Here is a 20972-nt window from a genome sequence, read left to right as displayed (position 1 = left end):
CTACCGAGGGGGTGCCGAAGGGCCTGTCCGTGCCGGACGGCCCGGCGGCACGTCCCGTGCCGGAGGACGGCCCGGCGGCACGTCCCGTGCCGGAGGACGGCCCGGGGACTCGTTCCCGCGGGCGTCAGCCGGGCTCGCCCACCGGCAGGGCCTCGCGCACCATGAACACGTCCACCGGATCCTCCGTCTCGACCGTGAACCCGTGCCGCTCGTACAGCCGCCGGGCCGGACTGCCCCGCAGCACGTTCAACCGGACCCGGTCGCCGGAACGGTCGCACCGCTCCAGCAGTCCGCCCAGCACACCCGAGCCGATGCCGCCCCCCTGGAGGCGGGGAGCCAGGTAGAAGTGTTCGAGCCACCGGGCGTCGTCGTCCGGTCGCAGGGCCACGCAGCCGGCGAAGGCCCGGGAGACCTCGATCACCCAGGTGTGCGCCGGTTCGAATCCGTCCCGCAGCCGTTGCCGCACCCGGTGCGGGTCGTACCGCCCGAGCCGCTCCAGATCCGCCCGCAGCACCACGGCACGCAGCTCGGCCACCGCCTCGACGTCCCGGAGCGACGCGGGCCGAAGGTTCCAGTCGGCCATGACGATCACACCCTCGCCCTGGATCCCGTCCGGTCCCGCGGGTCCGTCCCCGCCGCCGGACTCCGGCCCGCAACGCCCGGTGGACCCCCCGGCGCGATCAGAGTCCCGCCGCCTTCCGTTCGGCCTCCGTCAGCGGAGGGCCGTCCAGAAGGGGTTCCTTCCGGCCGAGGAAGACACGGAAGAGCATGTCGGGCGCGAGGAGCCGGGCCGGGGGCCGCTCCATGCTCATGACGTCCAGGAGCACCCGCAGGGCGTGGGGGTTGCGCGCCCCGGCGTCGACCGCGCGGTCGATGAACCCGGCGGCGACACGCTCCAGTCTGCCCGGCGTCTCGTCCGTGGCGCCCGGGTAGAGGACGTCCTGGCCCACGGCGAGATCCCAGGCCTGCCCGACGGGGCGTGCCGCGCGACGCTGGATGTGCCTGGCCGTTTCCGGGGAGTCGAGGGCGTGCCCGGCGAGCACCCGTTTGAGCGCCAGGACGCTCTGCGCGGCAGCCGTCAGGCCGTGCCCGTAGACGGGGTTGTATCCGGCGACCGCGTCTCCCAGGACGGCGAAGCCGGCCGGCCACCTCGGCGACTTCTCGAAGTAGCGCCGCTTGTTGGCCGTGCTGTGGGTGGTGACGACGTCGCTGATCGGCTCCGCCCCGGCGAGGAGGTCTCCGATGACCGGATGGGCGAGGGAGCGGGCGAAGGGTACGAACTCGCCGTTGTCGCGGCTGGGCCGGCCTCCTCTGGTGCCGGAGAGGGTGACGAGCCACCGGCCCTCCTCGACGGGGAGGATGATCCCGCCCCTGCCCGGCGGCCGCCTGGGGTCCGCCTGTACGTTGACGATGGGGAAGTCCTCGCCCGTGGAGGCGGGGGCCCGGTAGAACCGGCTCGCGTAGCCCACGCCGGCGTCGACGACCCGCTCCTCCACCGGCGGCAGGCCGAGGTCCGTCAGCCAGACCGGCGCGCGGCTCGCGCGTCCGGTGGCGTCGATGACCAGGGCGGCCGAGAGCACCCCGTCTCCCACGGAACCGCGTACGCGCACCCCGGTCACGCGGTCCGCGTCCCCTTCGAGGGCGATGAGTTCGGTCCGCTCCCGCAGGGTCACGCGGGGAAGCCGGAGGACTTCGGTACGGATCGTCGAGTCGAGCAGGTCGCGGCTGCACACGAGGTTGAGGTGGCGGGCGTCGTCGAACCGCCTGAACCACTGTCCGGAGGGCGCCTTGCTGACCATGCCCGACATGATCGGCACGCGGCGGGCGCCGCGCGTGACGAGCCGGTCCGTGATGCCGGGCAGCAGGTTCTCCAGGGCCCGCACCCCACCCGACCAGAGCAGATGGGCGTGGCGGGCCTGAGGCAGTCCCTTGCGCGGGGCCGGCAGCCGGGGCAGGACGTCGGACTCGACGACCGTGACGTCCGCGTGGTCGGAGAGCACGGCGGCCGCGAGCATGCCGGTCATGCCTCCTCCGATCACGAGCGCGGCAGGGCGACGACCGGACGATCTCTCGGGCATTGGCGGGAGCACCCTTTCTGGCGGCCGTCCGGCCGTGAAGGCCCCTGGCGGACAATTGCCGTCAGAAGCACCGGAGTTCGAACTGCGGGGGACAACGTACCGTCACGTCCACGTCCACGGCCGCCGGGGCGCGGGCCGGGGCGGCGTCCGACGTGCCCGGCACCGGCCGACGGCGCGGCCCTTCTGACGGGAGCGGCGCCTCGTACGCGGTCGGGACCGCTCCGTCGCCGCGGTCATTCTTGGCGTACCTCTTGCAGGGCCGCCCGCCGACGGGCTGCCGCGACGATGGGCGAGGTCTCGATGGCCCGGGCGAGCCTGACCCTGGTGTGGGGTCTCTCCACGGTTTCGAGGAGCTTCACCTCGGGTGTGCGGTAAGCGTTGTGACGGCCCGTCACATGTATGCGGGCCGCGGCCAGCATGGCGGCGTCCGCCACCACCCTCGCGTCCTCCAGCACCGTCTGCGGCGCACCGGCGGCCGGGTGCGGGCCCGGGGCGGCGGGGCGGGGCGAAGGCCGCGGCTTCCGTGTGCCGATCCTCGCCCACCGGCCGCGGACGCCCGGGGAAGGGCCGAAGTCCGCCGGTGGGACCGACTGGCGAAGCGCCTCGGCGTAGGCGGCGTCACGGATCTCCCTGTCCAGGTAGGGCACGCAGGCCAGGACGCCGTCCAGGATCGTGATCTCCTGCTGGGTCAGCCGCACCACGGGAGAGGTCCACCAGCGGAATTCCGCTGTGGCCGGGCCGCGCAGCTCGCGCAGTTCCGCCCAGAGCGGTTTCTGGAGCCGGTAGCGGTTCCAGGCGCGCACGTTGTCCGCGAGAGGGGGGCCGAGGCGGGGCAGCGCGAAGCCGGCGGCGACGAGGACGCCGGCCGTCGCGACCAGGGGCGGTGACACGTCGGTGCTGAGGAAGTCCCAGTCGTGGCCGGTCCAACGGGCTGCCATGGAGGTGTACTTCGCGACCTGGTAGGACAGGTCGAAGCAACTGCCGATGCCGATCAGGGTCAGACCGGTGCGGGTGATGCCGGTGATCATCCGGAGCCAGCTGAGGCACATGCCCGTCAGGGCGACGGTGGCGAAGGTGTGGAACACCAGGTACAGCAGGATCATTTCGCGCATGTACGGTGTGCCGGCGTAGTAGGTGTCCATGTCCCGCGTCCGCTCGACGGGCACGTCGGCCAGCGCGAAGAGCACCACGATCCCGATGATCACCAGCGTGTAGAGGGCCACGACCAGGAGCGTCCGCCGCTTGAGCGCGGAGTGCGGCCCGCCCCGCCACGCGATCATCAGGACGAGGTACGCGGCGCTCAGCGCGGACATGCCGGAGTACACCAGCGGTCCCGAGAAGTTGGCTATCCCGGTGAACGCGTTGACCGCGGTGATCGTCGGGGGCGCGGACAGGACGCACACGGCGGAGCCGATCAGCAGGATCGCGCTGCTGGGCAGGGTCGCGGGGTCCCGCCAGGTCGCCTTCAGGGAGGGGGCTTTGACCGCGACGGCGATCAGCAGGATCGCCCCGGGGACGTAGAACACCAAGCCGCTGCCGTTCATCGCTCACGGCCTTCCGGGTAGGGGCTCGTGCGCGGGTTCACCGCGAGCCCGGGCGCGAGGACCTCACTGCACGGCCGGGTCACGGTACGGGTGCGTAACCGTGACCCGGAGGAGGCGAAGGACTCCGCCGGGTCCGCGGGCGCACCGGTCCGGCGGGGGAGCGGCGCGGCCGTGGGCCCCGCGGGTGGGGTGGCGGAGGGGCTCATGTGGGTGATTTCTCGCCATCCTCGACGTGTTCGGCGGCAGGGCGGGACGGCACCGCGCGATCCGCGTGGACGGCGGCCACGATGGGGGAGCTGTGCAGGGCGCGGGACACGCCCACGAGAGCGGCGCGCGCGGTCGGGACGGCGGAGTCCCCGGGAACGCGCGGTACGCGGGTGCAGCCCTGACGAGTGGCCTGCGAGGCCGCGCGGATCATCGCCGCCTGACCGATGAGGACGGCGTCCGGACCGGTGCTGCCGGAGGCTTCGGCGGCCGATTGCGCGCGTGCGCGGAACTCGTCGTCGAGCTGTGGACGCACGAGGCTCAGCCCGTCCTGGATGCCTGCCTCGCGTCGGGTCAGGTGGACCTGGGGCGAGGCGTACCAGCGGATGGGCGCGGCGAGGGACGTGCCGGGGCTGGCGCCGCTCAGTTCGTCCCACAGCGGCCCGAGCCGTACGTAGGCGGCGAGGGTCCGTCCGGTGGTGACCACCCAGGGCCCCACCAGGGGCAGCAGGAATCCGACGATGGCGAAGGGGGCGGCCATGGCCGAGAAGAGAGGGGAAAGGGTGGTGCTGAGCACGTCCCAGTCCAGGCCGCTCCTGTGAGCGGCCACCGCGGCGAGCTTGAGGCCGCTGAAGGAGAGGTTCAGCAGCCAGCCGACGCACAGGATCCACAGGCCGGCACGCAGCCAGCCGCGGACCTGGAGAGCCCAGCGCCAGCACATCAGGGTGGTGACCAGAGCGGCGGTCATGTGCGCCAGCAGGTACAGCATGATCATCTCGCCGATGAACGGCGCCGACGCGTAGTACGTGTCGAAGTCGGTGCGGCGTTCGACCGGAGCGTCACCCAGGCCGAACAGGACGATCAGGACGGCGACGACCAGCGTGTACGCGAGGAGCCAGTGCCGTGAGACGCGCCGCACGTGCTCGGGCGGCCCACCGCGCCAGTGGACGATCAGCAGCAGGCAGGAGGCGCTGAACCCGCTGATGATGATGTACACCAGCAGACTCGAGACGTTCGGGACACCGCTGACGTCGTTCACCGCGGCGATCGTCGGGGGAGCCGCGAAGAAGAACCCCGCGCCGCCCACGGCGATGACGACGCAGACCGACCGGATGAGCGGGTCGCGCCAGGCTCTCCACAGGTCCGGAACCTTCACGGCGAAGCAGATCCACAGAGCGGCGGCGGGTATGTAGTAACCGAAGGAGTTCACGGCTCAGACCTGCTGACGGCGGTTTCCCAGCGACGCGCTGATGCGTCCGGCGATGTCACCGCGGCCCGTGGGTATGGCGCCGGGCTCGCTCTCCAGCCAGACGCGGAACCGCGTGGCCGCCAGCAGGCCGAACGTCTCGGCGGTCCTCTCCTCGTCCTGCTTGAACTCGGAGCGCGCGGCCACCCTGCGCACCGTTTCGTCGAGCGCGGGCAGATCCGGGCGGCTGGAGAGCATCCGGGTCGCCACGGACCGGCCCACGGCGTGGTTGCCGCAGGCGCCGTCGAGCAGGTGCCATACCTCGTGGAAGAAGATCGCCAGTTGGTGGAGCGGGGTGGCCCGCTCGTCGATCACGATGATGTCGCGGTCGGGCAGGTCGAGCCAGAGACCACTGGCCGTCCGGTGCGGGAACTCCTTCCGCAGGACGACGAGTTCCCGCCCCGTCTTCGCGCTGACCGAGCGGATCAAAGCGTCGAACAGGGCGTCCGGCTCCGTGGGGACCGGTAGTGCGACACCGGCGACCAGTTCGTCGACGAGACGACGCATGACCCTTCCCTTACGCACTGTTCTCCCCAGGAAGTGCGAGAAGCCTGCGGCTTCGTGTCGGCGTTCTTCGCTCTGTGCCCGTCGGCGCCGATGCGGCACGGCGACGCGGTCGGTCTCCGTACGCAATATGCCAAACCCGGGCTTGCTGTGCACGGACAATCATTCGGAGGCGGCGCCGCGGTGGGTCGTATGATGCTGAACAAGTCCGATAAAAGCAGACCTGTGAGTGCTCGGCCGGATGACTGGTTATGGCCGTCGCCCGTCCGCCGGGAAGTGTCCTCCACGCACCCCGCTCCACGGTCCGGTGGCGAGGCGGACGAGCGCCCGTGCTCCGTCCGGACGGCCCGCGGGAGACCGGACGGCCGTGCCCGCCTCGCCCGGTCGTCCACCGGGCGGCCCGAAGGAGAAACGGTCATGACCACATTCCCCACCGCGCGAGCCGTCCGGACGACCCCGGAGGGCCTGCTGTGGGAGCCCAGCGAACGCTGGGTGCGCGGCCGCCGGGGCGAGGTGACCGTCGTGGACAGCAGGCACCCCGTCCTCGTGTGGGAGCCGGAGGTACCGGTGCCGACGTACGCCTTCCCGCGCGAGGAGGTGCGCGAGGACCTGCTCCGGCCCGCGAAGAACCCCCCGACGGGCAGTCACACCGGATCGCGCGTCTTCTACGACCTCGAGCTCGACGGCGAGCTGCTGGAGAACGCGGCCTGGACCTTCCCCGCGTCCGACCTGGCCGGCCACATCGCCTTCGAGTGGTTCCGGCGCGTCGGCCGGGGCCTGGACCACTGGTACGAGGAGGAGGAAGAGATCTTCATCCACCCGCGCGACCCGCACAAACGGGTGGACGCCGTGGCGAGCAGCCGTCATGTCCGGGTCGAGATCGACGGCACCCTCGTCGCCGACACCGTCCGCCCGGTCCTGCTCTTCGAGACGGCACTGCCCACGCGGTTCTACATCCCGCGCGAGGACGTCCGCCTGGAACTGTTCGTCCCCACCGACCACCGCACCGGCTGTCCCTACAAGGGCACGGCCGAGTACTGGTCGTGGCGGGGCGGTGCCGCCGTCCCGCCGAACATCGTCTGGAGCTACCCGGATCCGCTGCCCGCGGTGGGCACGATCAAGAACCTCCTGGCCTTCTACAACGAGGCGGTCGACATCACCGTGGACGGCGAGGCCCTGGAGCGTCCCGTCACCCCGTTCACCCGGGCGCTCTCGGAGCAGACCCCGAGGTGAGGGAGAAGTCGCCGTCCTCCACGGGCAGTTCGGTGTGGGAGGATCCGGCATGGTCAGGTACCTGAGATTCTTCTTCGAAGCCGGCGTGGACACACCGCTGTGGCCGGAGGACATGGACAGCGAGTACGGCTACCCGTGCGATCTGGAACGCCTGCCGATCAGTCCGGCCCTGCGGGCCGAGCTGGCGCGGCTGTCCACGTGGTACCAGTCCTCGATCGACTGGGAGTACCCGCCGAATCCCTCTCCCTGGACCGGCCTGGAACAGCAGCTGTTCAAAGAGCAGGCGCACACCGCGCTGGAGTCCCTGCGCGACGAGTTGGGCGCGGAGTGGAAGGTCCGGGACGAAAGCCTGTTGTGACGGCGCGCGGGTGACCGTCCGGCCGTGACCGCACCGGTGGACGCGGTGGCCGTTCAGCCCCGCAGGTGGCCCACCACGGACCGCACCGCGCGTTCCACGGCGCGGCGCGCCTGCCCGGAACGGTCGGTCGTCTCGAAACCGTGGCGTCCGCCCGATACGTCGATCACCTCGACATCGGCCTCGCACTCCTTCGCGGCGGCCAGGAACTCCTCGACCGTCACCGCGATCCCGGCGCGCTCCCGTTCCACCCGGGTCAGCACGATCGGCAACCGTTCCGCGCCTCGTACGGCGACCGCCGGACGGAACCGGGGATCGACCGTTCCCCAGCCCGGCACCGGTGCCAGGACCGGATAGGTCGCCGCCACGCACCGCAGCCACGGCGGGGGCGCCGCGAGCCAGTCCGCCGACAACAGCCCGCCGACGGAGAAGAACCACAGAGCCACGCGGTCCGCGTCGACGCGCGGATCGGTCCGTACGAGGTCGACCGCCTCGGCGATGTCCTGGGCGGCCCGTCCGCAGTCGGCGAGATCGTGCAGCCGGTGGTCCAGCGTGACGCCGACCGCCCCCAGGCCCGCCACGGAGCGGGCGTAGCCGACGAACCCCGGCCAGTCGCGCGGGGTCGGCCGCACGTCGGGGTGGACCGGACCGCCGTGGACGAACACCACCGCCGGCCAAGGCCCCCCGGCTTCCGGGAAGCCGGCGGGGAGGTCACCCGGAAGGGTCCCGGGGAGATCACCGGGGAGGTGGAGGTCGACCCGTCCGATCCGCTCACGGCGCCGTCGCGGTACGTCCAGCAGGAACGGGCGGAGGTGCCCCGGCCGCTCGCCCGCCGCGGCGGTCACCCGGTGGCCTTCCCCCGCGGCGGCCCGCAGCAGTGTCGCGGCCACCTCGTCCGCGCGGGAGAGCATCGGCCAGTGCCCGGTGCCGAGTTCGAAGAAGGTCACCCGGGGGTCGGCGAGGGCCCGGAACCGGGGGTCCCCCATCCTCACCAGGTCCTCGACCATCGCGATGCCGGAACCGTTGCCGGTGCACAGGACGCCGGTCGACGGCAGCGCGGAGACCGCTCCCGTCAGGCGCAGCGGCTGGGTGAGCGTGCCCGCCGGCTGCGGGACGGCCCTCTCCGCCAGCCGTGTCAGGACGGCCGGTGGGATGTCGGCGACGCTGCCCCAGCGCTGCCACGCGTCGAGCGCCGGCGGAGGGACCGGCCGTGCGCCGTCGGCCGCGCCGGGCCCGTGCGACAGCCGGTCGCGGACGGCCTCGTCCGGCACCAGCGTCAGGGCCTGGTCGCCGTTCCGGTGCATGCCCGCGTCCAGGTGGACGATCCGGGCGATCCGTTCGGGACGCCGGTCGGCCGCGCCGAGCACCGGGAAGATGCCGTAGCAGTGACCGACCAGGACCACCTCCGCCGCGTCCACCTCGTCGATCAGCCGCAGCAGATCGTGGATGTGCGTCTCCAGGTCCGTGTCAGGACCCGCCGGACGGTCCGGGTCACCCATGCCGGTGAGCGTCACCGGATACGCCCGCGCCCCCGACTCCCGCAGCCGGGCGGCCACCTCCCGCCAGACCCAGCCGCCGGTGTGGGCCCCCGCCACCAGGACGAACGCCGTCATCACTGCCCCCTCTCACGATGGCCCGCAGGGACTGGCGTACCGCCGCCCCGCGCTCGCCGGTACGGTAGGAACTCCCCCTGAGGGAGGTTCAAGTCCGTGTCCCCCGACAGCACGTGGAGCATCGGAGAGCTCGCCGAGCGCGCCGGCGTCACCGTCAAGACCGTCCGCTTCTACTCGGACCGAGGGCTGCTGCCCGAAGAAGCCCGCAGCGGCGGCGGCCACCGCCGCTACGGTCCCGAGGCACTCGACCGGCTGCACCTGATCCGCTCCCTGCGCACCCTCGACCTGCCGGTCCCCGAAGTGGAGCGGGTCCTCGACCAGGACGACACGCTGGAGGACGTCGTCGCGGGGCAGCTGCGGCGGATCGGCTCGCGGCTCACCGCCCTGCGCTGGCAGGAGGCCGCCCTCCGACTGGTCCAGGACTGCGCCCCGGAGGAACGCGCCGCTCGCCTGCGGCTCATCGGCGCCGTGCCCGTCCCGCCCAGCACCGCACCGCTGGCGCGCTTCTGGCGGCGCTGGCTGCCGCCGCGGCTCCCGGCCCGGCTCGCCTCCGTGATCGTCGAGCACTCCGTGCCGCAGCTTCCCGAGGTCCCGACACCGGCCCAGGTGCTGGCCTTCACCCGGCTGCACGCCTTCGTGACCGCCCCCTGCCCCGGCACGGGCAACGGCCAGCCCGCGGCACACGGACCCGGCGGGGGCCGTCCGGACGTGCTCTACGACGGTCTCGTCGAGGCGTACGCGCTGGCGTCGTCGCAGCTGCGGGCGGAGCGGGCACCGCGAGCGGGCGAGGCGCTCGACTGCTTCGTCTCCGCCTACGCCCGCTCACGCGGCACGCGGGACACCCCCGCCTTCCGCCGCGGGCTCAGCGGGCAACTGGCCGCGGATCCCCGCATCGACCACTACTGGAGTCTGACCGCCGAGGTCACGGCCTCCCCGGACCCGACCCCCGGCGCCACCCACGACTGGCTCCGCGCCGCGCTGGACGACCAGCTCGCCGGGACGGCGGACTGATCACCCGGCCGCGTCCGCGGGCCCGTCGCTCAGAACGACCACCGTGTGTGGGTGTAGACCCCCTCGTCGCGGCCGAAGCCGTACGCCGTCGCCGGAGACACCGCGAACACCGTCGCGTGCCCCTTCCGGAACGCGTCCCCGATCCCGTGGAAGGTGCCCTCGGGCGAAGTGATGTGCGGCCCGTACTTCGCCTCGTACGCCGCGATCACGCTCTCCAGCGTCGTCGGATCGGCGACGGGCTCCGCCCTGCCCTCGACCACCAGGTCGAGCCCCGCCGTGAGCGAGTTCCCCCCGGTGGTCAGCGCGCAGTGGCCGTCATGGGCGAGATTCTTGGCCTTCTGCTCCCCGGCACCGGTGGAGAAGTACAGCACCCCGTCGTGCCACGCGGCGATCACCGGGGTGACGTGCAGCCGGCCGTCGGGCCGCACCGTGGACAGCCAGAAGATCTCGGCGGTCTCCAGGTACCGCCGGGCCTCGGCCCACTCGGTGGCGGTGACGTCGGCGGCACCCGGGCGGGGGCTGAGCGCGGAGCTGTACCGGGCGTCGAGCTCCGTGGTGGGTTCCTTCGCGGGTTCCTGCGTCGGCATGACGGATCTCCCTCGCTCTCGCGACGACTGCGCCTGTCCTCGATGAGACCGGTCGGCCGCCCCGGACTCATCGCGCCGCGCCTGCCCGATTTCCTGTCGCCACCCCGGTGGGGGAGGGGCGACACGGTCGTCACCGGCGCGGCCGACCCCTGGTCCGGCCTGTGCCGACGGTCGCACCAGGTCCGATCGCGTCCGATCGGGTCCGATCGGCTCCGGCCGGGGAACGCGCGTCCGGGCCCGCGTGCCGGCCGGATCAGGAAGCGACCAGGGCGCTCAGCCCGTAGTCCAGCTCCGCGCCGTCGACCAGCAACGCCTCGACCGTGCGCGTACGGGGATCGATGTCGGCCACGATCCCGTCGCCCGCGTAGCGGGGGTAGCCGGTCTCGCCGGTCTCGCCGGTCGCTTCGACGACCGCCGATCGCACAGCCACGTCCTGCGCGGACGCGGTGTCCTTGTTCTCGACGTACTCGGGGACCAGCAGGACGGTGAAACGCTGGGATTCGGTGGTCACGCTCCGGTATTCAAGCGCCTCATCCGGCTCCCGTCGCGCAGGCGCACGGTACTTCTTCGCCCTCGGCACCGTCACGTGTCGCGGTCACGCCGGTCACACCGGTCACGGTCCGTCGGGTACGGGGACGTCCGCGGGCTCGAGCGGCATGGTGCCGGCAGAGGGCCCGGGAACGGATCCACCGCGCAGTTCCGGTGTCCTCGCGCCGACCCAGAGCACCGCGAACAGGCACAGGAGCCCACCGCTGACCAGGGCGGTCGTACCCGAGGTCCAGCCGGCGACGACACCGCCGCGCAGGTTGCCGAGATGGGGGCCGGCCTGGCCGACGATCTGCTCGGCCGCCGTCACCCGGCCCAGCAGGGCGTCCGGCGTGTGGGTCTGTACGATCGTGCTGCGCGAGATCACCGAGACGGCGTCCCCGGCCCCGGCCAGGGCCAGGAGCACGAGGCCGGCCCACGGATCACGCACCAGGCCGAAGGCGGCGAGCGCCCCGCCCCACAGCCCCGCCCCGCACAGCATCACCGGTCCCGGACGGCCCAGCCGTGTGATCGTTCCGGACAGCGCGGACGCGGCGATGCCGCCGACGGCGAGCACGGACAGGAACAGACCGAGGGTGCGTGGACCACCACCGAACCGCTCGGCGTTGACCAGGGGGAACAGGCTGGTCGGCATCGAGAGCACGGTGGCGGCCAGGTCGGTGACGAGGGCGCCGCGGATCGCCCGGTGCCCGGCCAGGAAGCGGAGGCCGTTCAGCACCCCGTGCAGCCCGGCCCGGGACGGTTCGCCCGCGGGCGGCAGGGCGGGCAGCCCGAACGCGCCGTAGAAGGAGAGCCCGAAGGACAGGGCGTCGACGAGGTAGCAGGTCCCGATGCCCGCCCGGCCGAGGAGGATGCCGCCGAGCGCCGGGCCGACGAGCATCATGGCCTGACCGGTGACCTGCTGGAGCGCCAGACCGGCCGCCACCTGCTCCTTCGGCAGGAGCCTCGGCACGAACACCCCGGCCGCGGGACCGGCGACCGCCGAGCAGCAGGACTGCGCGGCGACCAGCGCGAGCACGCCCGCCACCGGGACGTGTCCGGTGAAGCCCTGGACCGCGAGCAGCAGGGAGACGGCCGCCTGACCGACGGTCGCGTACAGGAAGATCCGCCGCCGGTCGCCCCGGTCCGCCCAGGAACCGGCGAACAGCCCGAACACGATCATCGGCAGCGCCTGCGCCAGTCCCACCGCGCCGGTCCAGACCGTGCTGTGCGTCATTTCCCAGACCTGGTACATGACGGTGACCATGGTCATGAAGCTGCCCAGCACGGACACGGTCCGGCCGATCAGCAGGCGCCTGAAGACGGGGGACGTACGCAGTGGCCGGACGTCGATCAGGGTCCGGGTGATGCTCATGAAGGGCGGCGGGAGGCGCGGGGGTCGTTCACGTCGCGCAGGGTAACGGGCGCCTTCCGGCCCGGGCGAATTGTTTCGGCCCGGTCTTCGCCGCCCCCCGCCGGACGGACCGGCGGCGTCAATCCGTCCGACGGCGGGCCTGTATCACCTCGCGGTGGACGGCCCAGGCGTCGGCGACCGGACCGAGGTGGCCGAGCTTGTCCGGGTTGAGCACCGAGCGGATGGCCCGGATCCGTCCGTCGAGCACCTCGAGGGACAGGGTGTGCAGGATCCTGCCGTCCGGGGCCCGGAAGACCGCGCCGGGCTGACCGTTCACCTCGTGCGGCTCGAACGTCACCTCGACCCGGGCCATCAGGGGGAAGGCCGAGGCCAGGAGCCGGGCCACGTTCTCCGCGCCGACGACGGCCCTGGCCAGGTTCGGGGCGTTGCCGCCGCCGTCCCCGACCATCTGCACATCGGCCGCCAGCAGACTCCGCAGCGCGTCCACGTCACCGTCCTTCAACGCGTCGAAGAACCGTGACGCCAGTTCCTGCCGCTCCTGGCGGTCCGCCGTGAACCGCGGCCGGCCCGCCTTCATGTGCTGTCGCGCCCGCACCAGCAACTGCCGGCACGCCGCCTCCGAACGTCCCACCGCCGTGGCGATCTCGTCGAACCCGAAGGCGAACACGTCCCGCAGCACGAACACCGACCGCTCCAGCGGGCTGAGCCGTTCCAGCAGCAGCAGGGCCGCCATGGACACGGAGTCGGCCAGCTCGGCCGAGCGCTCCGGATCCTGGTACGGATCACTCAGCAGCGGTTCGGGCAGCCACGGACCCGTGTACTCCTCTCCTGCCCCGCCCCGGCCCGTCCTGGCCGGGCTCCGATCGTTCACGCCCCGAGCCCGAGCCCGGCAGCCGGGACCGAACCGGCCGCCGACGCCGTTCAGTGGAGCTGTCCGGGCTCGTACGCGCCCGTCGGCCGGGTGATGACGTTCAGTCGGTTCACCGCGTTCATCGGTTCTCCTTCGTTTCCTCCCCGGCCTTCAGGCCGGGGTGGGGGTACCTCCTGCTTGCGGGGGAGAAACGAAGCTCCTGCGGAGCAGGGCAGGGAGAGGCGAATCGCTTCCTGGGCGATTTGGCGTCTGCGGCCACTCGCGGACATCCGCTGCTCACACGGGAACTGATAGAATGTGAGGCGTGACACAGCAGGTCAAGCGGGCGTTCAAGTACCGCTTCTACCCCACGGACGAGCAGGCGGCCGAGCTGTCGCGCACGTTCGGCTGTGTCCGCCTCGTCTACAACAAGGCGCTGGAGGAGCGCACGCGGGCCTGGTACGGCGAGCAGCGCCGGATCTCCTACGTGCAGTCGTCGGCCGCGCTGACGGAGTGGAAGAAGACCGAGGAGCTGGCCTTCCTGTCGGAGGTGTCCTCCGTCCCGCTGCAGCAGGCGCTGCGCCATCTCCAGACGGCGTTCGGGAGCTTCTTCGCCAAGCGTGCGAAGTACCCGCACTTCAAGTCCCGGAAGAAGTCGAAGGCGTCGGCCGAGTACACCCGCAGTGCCTTCAAGTGGCGTGACGGGAAGTTGATGCTGGCGAAGATGGCGGATCCGTTGGACATCCGCTGGTCGCGTCCGCTGCCCGAGGGTGCGGAGCCGACCACGGTGACGGTGTCCCGTGACGCGGCCGGCCGCTGGTTCGTGTCCCTGCTGTGCGAGGACACCATCACCGCCGTGCCCGCCGCCACGGCGGCGGTCGGTATCGACGCCGGGATCACCTCCCTCGTGACCTTGTCCACCGGCGAGAAGATCGCCAACCCTCGGCATGAGCGGCGTGACCGCGCCCGCCTGGCCCGTGCGCAGCGTGAACTGTCGCGGAAGGCCAAGGGCTCGGCCAATCGGGAGAAGGCCCGGCGCAAGGTCGCCGAGGTCCATGCGCGGATCGCCGACCGGCGCCGCGACTTCCTGCACAAGCTGTCCACTCGGCTCGTCCGTGAGAACCAAACGGTCGTGATCGAGGACCTGACCGTCCGCAACCTGCTGAAGAACGGCAAGCTCGCGCGCGCCGTCTCGGATGCGTCGTGGACGGAACTGCGCTCCATGCTGGAGTACAAATGCGTCTGGTACGGGCGCGAACTCGTCGTGATCGACCGCTGGTTCCCCAGCAGCAAGCTGTGCGGGGACTGCGGAGCGGTCCGCGAGAAGCTGCCGCTGAACGTCCGCGAGTGGACGTGCGGCTGCGGCGCGGTGCACGACCGCGACGTGAACGCGGCACGCAACATCCTGGCCGCCGGGCTGGCGGCTTCTGCCTGTGGAGACGGTGTAAGACCTCAACGGGAGTCCTCCCGGACGGGGCAGCCGTCGGTGAAGCAGGAAACCCAGCGGGCGACCGCTGGAATCCCCCGCCTTTAGGCGAGGGAAGAAGTCAAGAAGGAGACCAGCATCACCAGAGCCGTGAGCTGTTCCCCGTCGTAGTGCTCGGCGGCGTGCGTCCCCACCTCGTCGCCGATCTCCTGGGCCGCGTCCGCGATCCGGGTACCCTCCTCGGCCAGCGCCAGCGCCAGCGCCAGCGCCAGCGCCAGCGCGGCGCGCTCGGCCTCGGTGAAGACCGCGGCCTCCCGCCAAGCCGTGACCAGGTTCAGCCGTACCGGGGTCTCGCCCGCGGCCTCCTTGGTGTGCATGTCGACGCAGACGGCGCATCCGTTGATCTGGTTCACCCGCAACGCCACCAGCTCCTGCGTCGTGGCCGGCAACGACGAGTCCTTCAGCACCTTTCCGGCCGGCATGAAGTACTTGAGAACCTTGCCGGCGGTCGGGGCGGCGAAGTAGTCCAGTCGCGTGTCCATCGTGGGCTCCTCGTGCTCGTCGGTGATCACACTCTCGAGACGAGGCACCTCGGCCGCCTGTGACACGATCGGATGTGATCCACGTCATGCCGCGCCCGCCGACAAGTGATTTTCGGCCACTGGGTAAGATCCGCGGTCGAAGCCGGCCCGCTCGGGCGGCCGAGGTCCGTGGGGGACTCCGATGACGTTCCGTCCGCGTGCCCTGCGCGCCGTCCTGCTGCTCGCAGGCTTCTTCCAGATCGGCATCGCGCTCCTGGCCGCCATGGCGGTGCTGGACTGGTTGCTGGTGACCCGGTTGTTCACCGCGCGGGCGGCCCGGTTCGAGGGCATGATCATCGCCGTCACCGTGCTGCTGGCCGTGATCATCCTGCGGGGCATGTTCACCTTCCTGCGGGCCGGATGCCTCGGACGCATGGATCATGGCGTCGCCGTCGGCCCGGACGATCAGCCCGAGCTGTGGGCCGAGGTCCGGGCCGCCGCCGAGGTGGCGGGCGAACGGCCGCCGGACGAGCTGTACCTGGTCGCCGAGGTGAACGCGGGGGTCGCCGAACAGAGCCGCCTGCTGGGGCTGTTGCCCGGACGGCGCCGGATGCTGCTGGGTCTGCCGCTGCTCGCCGGTCTGACCGTTCCCCGGCTGCGCGCCGTCCTCGCCCACGAGTTCGGCCACTACAGCGATCGCGACGGCAGGCTCGGCGCTCTCACCATGCGCGGCCGGAAAGCGGTGCTCCACACGGTGGAGATGTTCCACGAGGGCAGCACCGCTCTCCACGAGGCGATCGGCGGCCTGTATGTGGGCTACGCCCACGTGTTCCTGCGCGCCTCGCAGTCCGTCGCCCGCGACCAGGAACTCACCGCCGACCGGATGGCCGCCGAGCACGCGGGCCGGGACGCGACGGCCGCGACGCTGCGAGCCCTGCCGGTCCTCGCCGCCGCCCACACCCACTACATGAAGACCTACGCGGGGATGGGCGAGCCGTTGGGAGCACTGCCTCCGGTGGGCGAGGTGTACGGCGGGTTCCGCCGCCTGCTCGCCGCCCGGCCCGGCGAACTTCTCACCACGTTCTCCGCCGGGACGCGTCCCCCACGGCCGCACCGCTACGACTCACACCCGCCGGACGCCGAACGGATCGCCCTGATCGAACGGTTGAGCGCCGACGGCCGGGCCGACGGCGGAGACGGCCCGCCCGCGCTCGGCCTGCTGCACGACGCGGATGGCGTGTTCGTGGCGATGGAGGCACGCGGACTGCCGGACGGGGTCGCGCGGCTGCCCCGTATGCGCTGGGAGGACCTGGTCCTGGCCCGCGCCGTCGCGGATGCCGAGGACTGGTCCCGGCCGCTGCAGGTCGCCGTCGCCAGGGCGCTGCGCTCCGCGGCCCCGGCCTTGGACGCGACGCTCGTCCACCGGACCGACGTGACCGCTCCGCAGGAGGAACCCGTTCCGCCCGGCCTCGACGAAGTGCTGGACGCGATCGACCGCGGACTGCTGTGGCCGGAGGTGGCCGACCGTCTGCCCAAGCCTCCCCAGGCGGCCCGGCTGACCGGTCCGTCGGCCCGGAACTTCATCCGGCCCAAGGTCTTCGACGGGCTCGCCGGTCTTGTCCATCTGCACCTCGTCCGGAGCGGACACGCGGTTCCCGACACCGGCTGGTCGGGGCGGCCGGGGCTCGCTCTGCCGCAGGAGTGGGAGGAGGGCCTGGACGACGCCCTCGACGCGGCCGTGGCCGACACGCCCGACACCACACCGCTGCGCGCGCTGCTCGTGAGCAGCGCGACCGTGTCCGCGTAGCGGCTGTTCGGACGGCTGGTTAGCCTGCCGGGATGTCGCAGCTGACGCTCACGCCGCTCCGCTTCTCGCCGGAAGAGATCGCCGAGGTGGTCGGTCTCTACGCTAGCAACCCGGAGTACTGCCGTGCCGCCGGCGAGTACGACCCCGAGCGTGTTCCGGCCGACCGGGTCGAAGCGGACCTGCGGGAAGAGGCGGGGACCGAGGGCTGCGAGGTCCTGCTCGCCCGTGACGAGCGGAACCGGGCCGTCGGCCTGGTGTGCCTGTTCGACCGCCATCCCGTCGACGGACACCCGTGGATCGGGCTGCTGCTGGTGCACGGGAGCCTGCACCGGCAGCGGATCGGCGGACGGCTGGCCGGACTGGTGGAGGAGCGGTACCGGCGCGAGGGCAGGGACGGCATCCGGCTGGCGGTCCTGGAGAACACTCCGGAGTCCTCGGCCTTCTGGACCTCCCTGGGCTGGCAGGAGATCGACCGCCGTACCGACCGTCAGCACGGCCGCCCGTGCATCGTCATGCACAAGCGGCTGGCCTGAGGCTCTCCACGGACCCTCCCCGCCGCGTTCACCGGAGCGCGAACGACGCCCGCTGTCGCCACCGCGATCCGTCGTGGACCATGAGATCGACCGACGCCACGCGGGTGACGACGGGCAGCCGGCCGCGAAGGTCCGCCTCGGCCTCGTCCAGGACGGCGTCGTCCTGCCCCTGGGCGATGGTCAGATGCGGCACGATCTCGGCGAACTCGCCCCCGAAGGGCGGGGTTTCGGGCCACCGGTCCACCAGGGCCTCGGTGAGCGCGCGAAACGGCGCGTCCGGCTCCGGGGCGAGGTACAGGACGCCGGGGAACCGCCCGCAGCGTTCGAACCCGGCCTCGAAGGATTGGTGACGCCCGATCACGTCGTCGACGGCGGCCAGGGTCCTCCCGTCGAAGCGGCTCTCGTGGAGGAAGGGGAAGAGCACCGTGACGTGCGGCGGCATGCCCGAACGGACGGCCGGGTCCAGCCGGTCCCGCCACGCCCGGACGACGGGCTCCGCCTCGGGGACCCTCACCACCAGTCCCGAACCGCCCGCTCGACCGCTGCCAGAATCATCGTTCGTCATCGCCCCTGTCTATCCGTGGACGAGGAGGGCCGCGGCCGGTTTTTCGCGCCATGTCGCCGGCGCGGCCCCTCGCTCCCGCTCACCCGTCGCCCCGTCAACTTCCGCGCATGGCGGGGGAAGGGCGTTCCTTCGTGTTACGGCCGCAGGCCCGCCTGCCTGAGGGTCAGCCTGGACAGGTCGGCGATGACCCGCTGGTCTCCGCGCCGCCAGGCATCGGCGAGGCCGCCCGGCGGGGCGGGGATCGCGGCGAGATCGCGCTGCGGTCCGGTCAGGGCGCGCAGGGCGAGCAGGTCGGCGCCTCCGGGAGCGTCGAGGAGACGGCGGGTGGTGGCGCTGCGCCGGATCCAGCGCAGGCGCGGCGGAAGCCACAGCACCAGGACGAAGGCCACCGAGAGGACGATCAGGGCCACCGTGGCCAGCAGGGCCACGCGGCCCACCAGGTCCTCCAGCGACTGTCCGGCGTCGGAGAGACCGGTGGCGGCGTCGGCGGCGGACCGGAGCGGCTTCTTCAGGGAGCTCCCGACGAACGGCACCTTCGAGGCCGCGTCACCGGCGTCGTCGAGGTCGCCCGCGAGGCTGTCGCCCGCGCTCTGGGCCTTCCGCCCCGGCTCGGCCAGCAGCATGATCGCGTGGTGGACCACCAGGGCGAACCTCACCGCGGCCGCGATCAGTGCCACGGCGATCAGATCGGCCACGATCTGACGACTCCGACGCGCTGGGGTCTGGGCGTAGAGGCGCATGGGCGTGCTCCTGTTCCGGCGATGCCGTGGACCGGACCGGCCGTACGAGGTGCGGCGGGTCGTGCCGCCGGGACTCGGCCGGTCGTGTGTGCGTACGGGGGAGTGGAAGCGGGTTTCGAGGAACGGATTTCCACGGCCGGTGAGTTGAATCGGAGTGGCCGGGCGGCGGTGCCGTACCGGATGCCGACAGGGGCGCGGAGCGGGCCGAACGGTTTCCCGGGCAATGGTGACATTCCGTCAGGGCGGCGTCCCGTCTTTCACGCGGTCGTGCACGGCGTGGTGTGCCGGGGAGGCACCCCCGGCGGTGGTGACGGACGTACCGGCCGTGGAGCGATGCCCCGGTCAGCCGCGTCCCGCTCGGGCCAGGGCCCGGCCGGCCTCGGAGGAGAGGGTGGCGACGAGCTCGGCCGCGGGCGGCAGATCGGTGACGAGGTCGACGCCCTCGCCCGCCCAGACCGGCAGCGGGGGCACGTCCCCGTTCGCCACGTCGGCCCGATACGCCAGGCGGGCCGCCGCGGGGTCCGCCGCGAGTTCTCCCTCCCGGCCCCGCCACCGGTCGAGGTACGGGTGGCCCAGGGTGCGGGCCGTGTACTTCGACGGCCATCGGGACCCCCGGACGATGTCGAGGACGCGGTTTCGCTCCGTGTCCTGCCCGCGTCCGCCGACGAGCGCCTTCGCGGTCGAGGGATCGACGAGGGCCTCGGCCGTGGCCTGGAAGCGGGTGCCGATGACCGCCCCGGCGGCACCCAGAGCCAGGACGGCCGCCAGGCCCCGGCCGTCCGCGATCCCACCGGCCGCCAGCACCGGCACCTCCCCGGCCAGGTCCACGACGACCGGTACGAAGGGGAGCGTGGAGCGCCCGCGCCGGGCCCCGTGCCCGCCGCTCTCGGTGCCCTGCGCCACGATGACGTCGGCGCCCAGGTCCACGGCCCGTCCGGCCTCGTCGAGGTCGGTCACCTGGATGATCACGGCCGCGCCGGCCTCACGGACCCGTTCGGTGTACGGGCTCGGATCGCCGAAGGAGAACATCACGGCCGTGGGGCCGTGCTCCAGCGTCTGCTCGATCACGGCCGTGCCGGCCGCCCAGGTCTGGAACCCGACCCCCCACGGCTTTCCGGCCCCCGCCACGATCGGCAGCTCCCGCGCCAGCCAGTCCGGGTCGCCCCCTCCGGCGCCCAGCAGGCCGAGCCCGCCTCCGCGCGAGACGGCCGCCGCCAGCTCGCCGCCGGCGGATCCGCCCATCGGCGCCAGGGCGATGGGATGCCGGACACCGAACATCGTCGTGAACGCGGTCGACAAGGGCATGACGGCCATCATCGCCCCTCCACCGGGCCGTGCCCAGGGGGCGTCCGTCCGCCGCTCCTCCTCGCGGGCGAGGACGCCACGGGCGACCCGGTCCCGTCCGTCGGACCGCCCGGCCCGGCCGTCCTGTCGGCCTCGACGGTGCCGGTGCCCCTCACCCGGAGTGCGCGAAGGCTCCGGCGGTCACAGGGAGGTGAGCAGGCCGTCGAGCGGGGCGGGGACGCGGTCGGGGGAGAGCGCCTCCACGAGGACGCGGCCGTAGCGGATCTTGCGGCCCTTCTTCGTGGCGAGGAAGCGCCGCAACTGCCGCTGTGCGGTGCGGCCTTGCTGTGCCGGCTGGCGCAGAAAGGTCTGGAAGGCCCGCAGATCGCCCTCCGCCCGGATCAGTTCCTCCACCCGGGACACACCCAGAGCGCGGATGAGTTCGTCCTCCAGATCCGCCGCGCAGACGAAGAACTCCTGCCGCGCGTCGGTCCCGTCCTCGCTTCCCGGTCCCAACGCGCGGGCGTAGTAGCCGCGTTCCGCCTCGTCGCACAGTCCCGTGAGACGAAGGCCGAGGCCCGGTGGTCCGAGGAGACGGGCGAAACGCCCCACGCTCATGGCGCCGTTCATCGCCAGGACGCAGATCCCCTCGGACGCCAGGTCCCGGCCTCGGCGTTCGGTGAGCGCGTCGACCGCCGCGAGATCGCTCGGTCCTTCGAGCAGAACGGCCGTCCTCACGGACAGCCGCGCGGCCAGCTCGCGCGCGAGGTCACCGGAGCCACCGGCCGCCCAGGCGGTGACCGCCTCACGGAACGCCCCCATGTCGGTCATGCGCCGAGTCTGATTCCCTCCCGTGCGGCACGGCAACGAATTTGTTCCTCGGCGTCGCCGGGGTCCGCAGCGCGGAACGGCGAACGGAAGTCCTCACCGCGTACTCGGACGTCAGCGTGAGTATGCTCGCGGAGTTGTCC

Annotated in this window: 21 protein-coding genes; 6 read left to right on the top strand and 15 right to left on the bottom strand. The window is 72.5% G+C overall.

Annotated features, from left to right (window positions below; genetic code table 11):
• Nucleotides 1-124: 124 nt before the first annotated feature.
• From CW362_RS28445 to CW362_RS28425, 5 genes are all read right to left on the bottom strand, one after another.
• A complete protein-coding gene (locus CW362_RS28445; RefSeq protein WP_103552469.1) occupies nt 125-583 on the bottom strand; it encodes a GNAT family N-acetyltransferase in 459 nt (152 codons plus the stop codon).
• Nucleotides 584-680: 97 nt separating this feature from the next.
• Complete coding sequence (locus tag CW362_RS28440) at nt 681-2078, bottom strand: FAD-dependent monooxygenase (RefSeq protein ID WP_103552460.1); 1398 nt, start codon at nt 2076-2078, stop codon at nt 681-683.
• A 233-nt stretch (nt 2079-2311) separates the two neighbouring features.
• On the bottom strand, nt 2312-3622 hold the full coding sequence (locus CW362_RS28435; protein ID WP_103552459.1) for a hypothetical protein: 1311 nt from the start codon (nt 3620-3622) through the stop codon (nt 2312-2314).
• 202 nt (nt 3623-3824) lie between these two features.
• Nucleotides 3825-5036 carry an MAB_1171c family putative transporter gene (locus CW362_RS28430; RefSeq protein ID WP_206301072.1) on the bottom strand — a complete coding sequence of 404 codons (1212 nt, stop codon included), beginning with the start codon at nt 5034-5036 and terminating at the stop codon, nt 3825-3827.
• A gap of 3 nt (nt 5037-5039) precedes the next feature.
• Entirely contained in the window at nt 5040-5579 is a 540-nt protein-coding gene (locus CW362_RS28425) for a toxin-antitoxin system, toxin component (RefSeq protein WP_103552458.1), read from the bottom strand.
• Between the two features lie 414 nt (nt 5580-5993).
• On the opposite strand from CW362_RS28425, the gene CW362_RS28420 reads away from it, so the two are divergent.
• The gene (locus CW362_RS28420; protein WP_103552457.1) at nt 5994-6809 is read left to right on the top strand and encodes a DUF427 domain-containing protein; all 816 of its coding nucleotides are present in this window, start codon (nt 5994-5996) and stop codon (nt 6807-6809) included.
• A gap of 49 nt (nt 6810-6858) precedes the next feature.
• Nucleotides 6859-7167, top strand: a complete 309-nt coding sequence (locus CW362_RS28415; RefSeq protein ID WP_103552456.1) for a hypothetical protein — start codon at nt 6859-6861, stop codon at nt 7165-7167.
• Nucleotides 7168-7220: 53 nt separating this feature from the next.
• On the opposite strand, the gene CW362_RS28410 is transcribed toward CW362_RS28415, so the two are convergent.
• Nucleotides 7221-8777: an alpha/beta hydrolase gene (locus tag CW362_RS28410; RefSeq protein WP_103552455.1), complete on the bottom strand. Its 1557-nt coding sequence runs from the start codon at nt 8775-8777 to the stop codon at nt 7221-7223.
• Nucleotides 8778-8873: 96 nt separating this feature from the next.
• Between CW362_RS28410 and CW362_RS28405 the strand changes: the two genes are divergently transcribed.
• Nucleotides 8874-9788, top strand: coding sequence for a helix-turn-helix domain-containing protein (locus tag CW362_RS28405; protein WP_103552454.1), 915 nt, complete (start codon nt 8874-8876; stop codon nt 9786-9788).
• Nucleotides 9789-9817: 29 nt separating this feature from the next.
• Here CW362_RS28405 and CW362_RS28400 read toward each other — a convergent pair whose 3' ends face one another.
• The 4 genes from CW362_RS28400 to CW362_RS28385 all read right to left on the bottom strand — a co-directional run bounded on the left by CW362_RS28400 (nt 9818) and on the right by CW362_RS28385 (nt 13146).
• Nucleotides 9818-10375 (bottom strand): pyridoxamine 5'-phosphate oxidase family protein, encoded by a 558-nt coding sequence (locus CW362_RS28400; RefSeq protein WP_103552453.1) that lies wholly within the window; start codon nt 10373-10375, stop codon nt 9818-9820.
• Nucleotides 10376-10628: 253 nt separating this feature from the next.
• Complete coding sequence (locus CW362_RS28395) at nt 10629-10886, bottom strand: hypothetical protein (RefSeq protein ID WP_103552452.1); 258 nt, start codon at nt 10884-10886, stop codon at nt 10629-10631.
• A gap of 102 nt (nt 10887-10988) precedes the next feature.
• Complete coding sequence (locus tag CW362_RS28390) at nt 10989-12275, bottom strand: MFS transporter (RefSeq protein ID WP_103552451.1); 1287 nt, start codon at nt 12273-12275, stop codon at nt 10989-10991.
• Nucleotides 12276-12393: 118 nt separating this feature from the next.
• Nucleotides 12394-13146 carry a sigma factor-like helix-turn-helix DNA-binding protein gene (locus tag CW362_RS28385; protein ID WP_240658077.1) on the bottom strand — a complete coding sequence of 251 codons (753 nt, stop codon included), beginning with the start codon at nt 13144-13146 and terminating at the stop codon, nt 12394-12396.
• 304 nt (nt 13147-13450) lie between these two features.
• Between CW362_RS28385 and CW362_RS28380 the strand changes: the two genes are divergently transcribed.
• Nucleotides 13451-14659, top strand: a complete 1209-nt coding sequence (locus CW362_RS28380) for an RNA-guided endonuclease InsQ/TnpB family protein (protein ID WP_103552450.1) — start codon at nt 13451-13453, stop codon at nt 14657-14659.
• Here CW362_RS28380 and CW362_RS28375 read toward each other — a convergent pair.
• Nucleotides 14656-15093 carry a carboxymuconolactone decarboxylase family protein gene (locus tag CW362_RS28375; protein ID WP_103552468.1) on the bottom strand — a complete coding sequence of 146 codons (438 nt, stop codon included), beginning with the start codon at nt 15091-15093 and terminating at the stop codon, nt 14656-14658. The two genes, CW362_RS28380 and CW362_RS28375, sit on opposite strands and share 4 nt — an antisense overlap.
• A 181-nt stretch (nt 15094-15274) precedes the next feature.
• On the opposite strand from CW362_RS28375, the gene CW362_RS28370 reads away from it, so the two are divergent.
• Nucleotides 15275-16879, top strand: coding sequence for a M48 family metallopeptidase (locus CW362_RS28370; RefSeq protein ID WP_103552449.1), 1605 nt, complete (start codon nt 15275-15277; stop codon nt 16877-16879).
• 32 nt (nt 16880-16911) lie between these two features.
• Nucleotides 16912-17412, top strand: a complete 501-nt coding sequence (locus CW362_RS28365; RefSeq protein ID WP_103552448.1) for a GNAT family N-acetyltransferase — start codon at nt 16912-16914, stop codon at nt 17410-17412.
• A gap of 28 nt (nt 17413-17440) precedes the next feature.
• Here CW362_RS28365 and CW362_RS28360 read toward each other — a convergent pair whose 3' ends face one another.
• From CW362_RS28360 to CW362_RS28345, 4 genes are all read right to left on the bottom strand, one after another.
• A complete protein-coding gene (locus CW362_RS28360) occupies nt 17441-17977 on the bottom strand; it encodes a 2'-5' RNA ligase family protein (RefSeq protein ID WP_103552447.1) in 537 nt (178 codons plus the stop codon).
• Between the two features lie 134 nt (nt 17978-18111).
• On the bottom strand, nt 18112-18717 hold the full coding sequence (locus CW362_RS28355; RefSeq protein WP_103552446.1) for a hypothetical protein: 606 nt from the start codon (nt 18715-18717) through the stop codon (nt 18112-18114).
• Between the two features lie 342 nt (nt 18718-19059).
• The gene (locus tag CW362_RS28350) at nt 19060-20022 is read right to left on the bottom strand and encodes an NAD(P)H-dependent flavin oxidoreductase (RefSeq protein WP_103552467.1); all 963 of its coding nucleotides are present in this window, start codon (nt 20020-20022) and stop codon (nt 19060-19062) included.
• A gap of 180 nt (nt 20023-20202) precedes the next feature.
• A complete protein-coding gene (locus CW362_RS28345) occupies nt 20203-20832 on the bottom strand; it encodes a TOPRIM nucleotidyl transferase/hydrolase domain-containing protein (RefSeq protein ID WP_103552445.1) in 630 nt (209 codons plus the stop codon).
• Between the last annotated feature and the right edge of the window lie 140 nt (nt 20833-20972).

Origin of the sequence: Streptomyces populi (assembly GCF_002911015.1) — a bacterium.
GTDB lineage: Bacteria > Actinomycetota > Actinomycetes > Streptomycetales > Streptomycetaceae > Streptomyces > Streptomyces populi.
The sequence above is the reverse complement of the archived record's forward strand: the minus strand, read 5'-3'. Positions and strand labels throughout refer to the sequence as shown.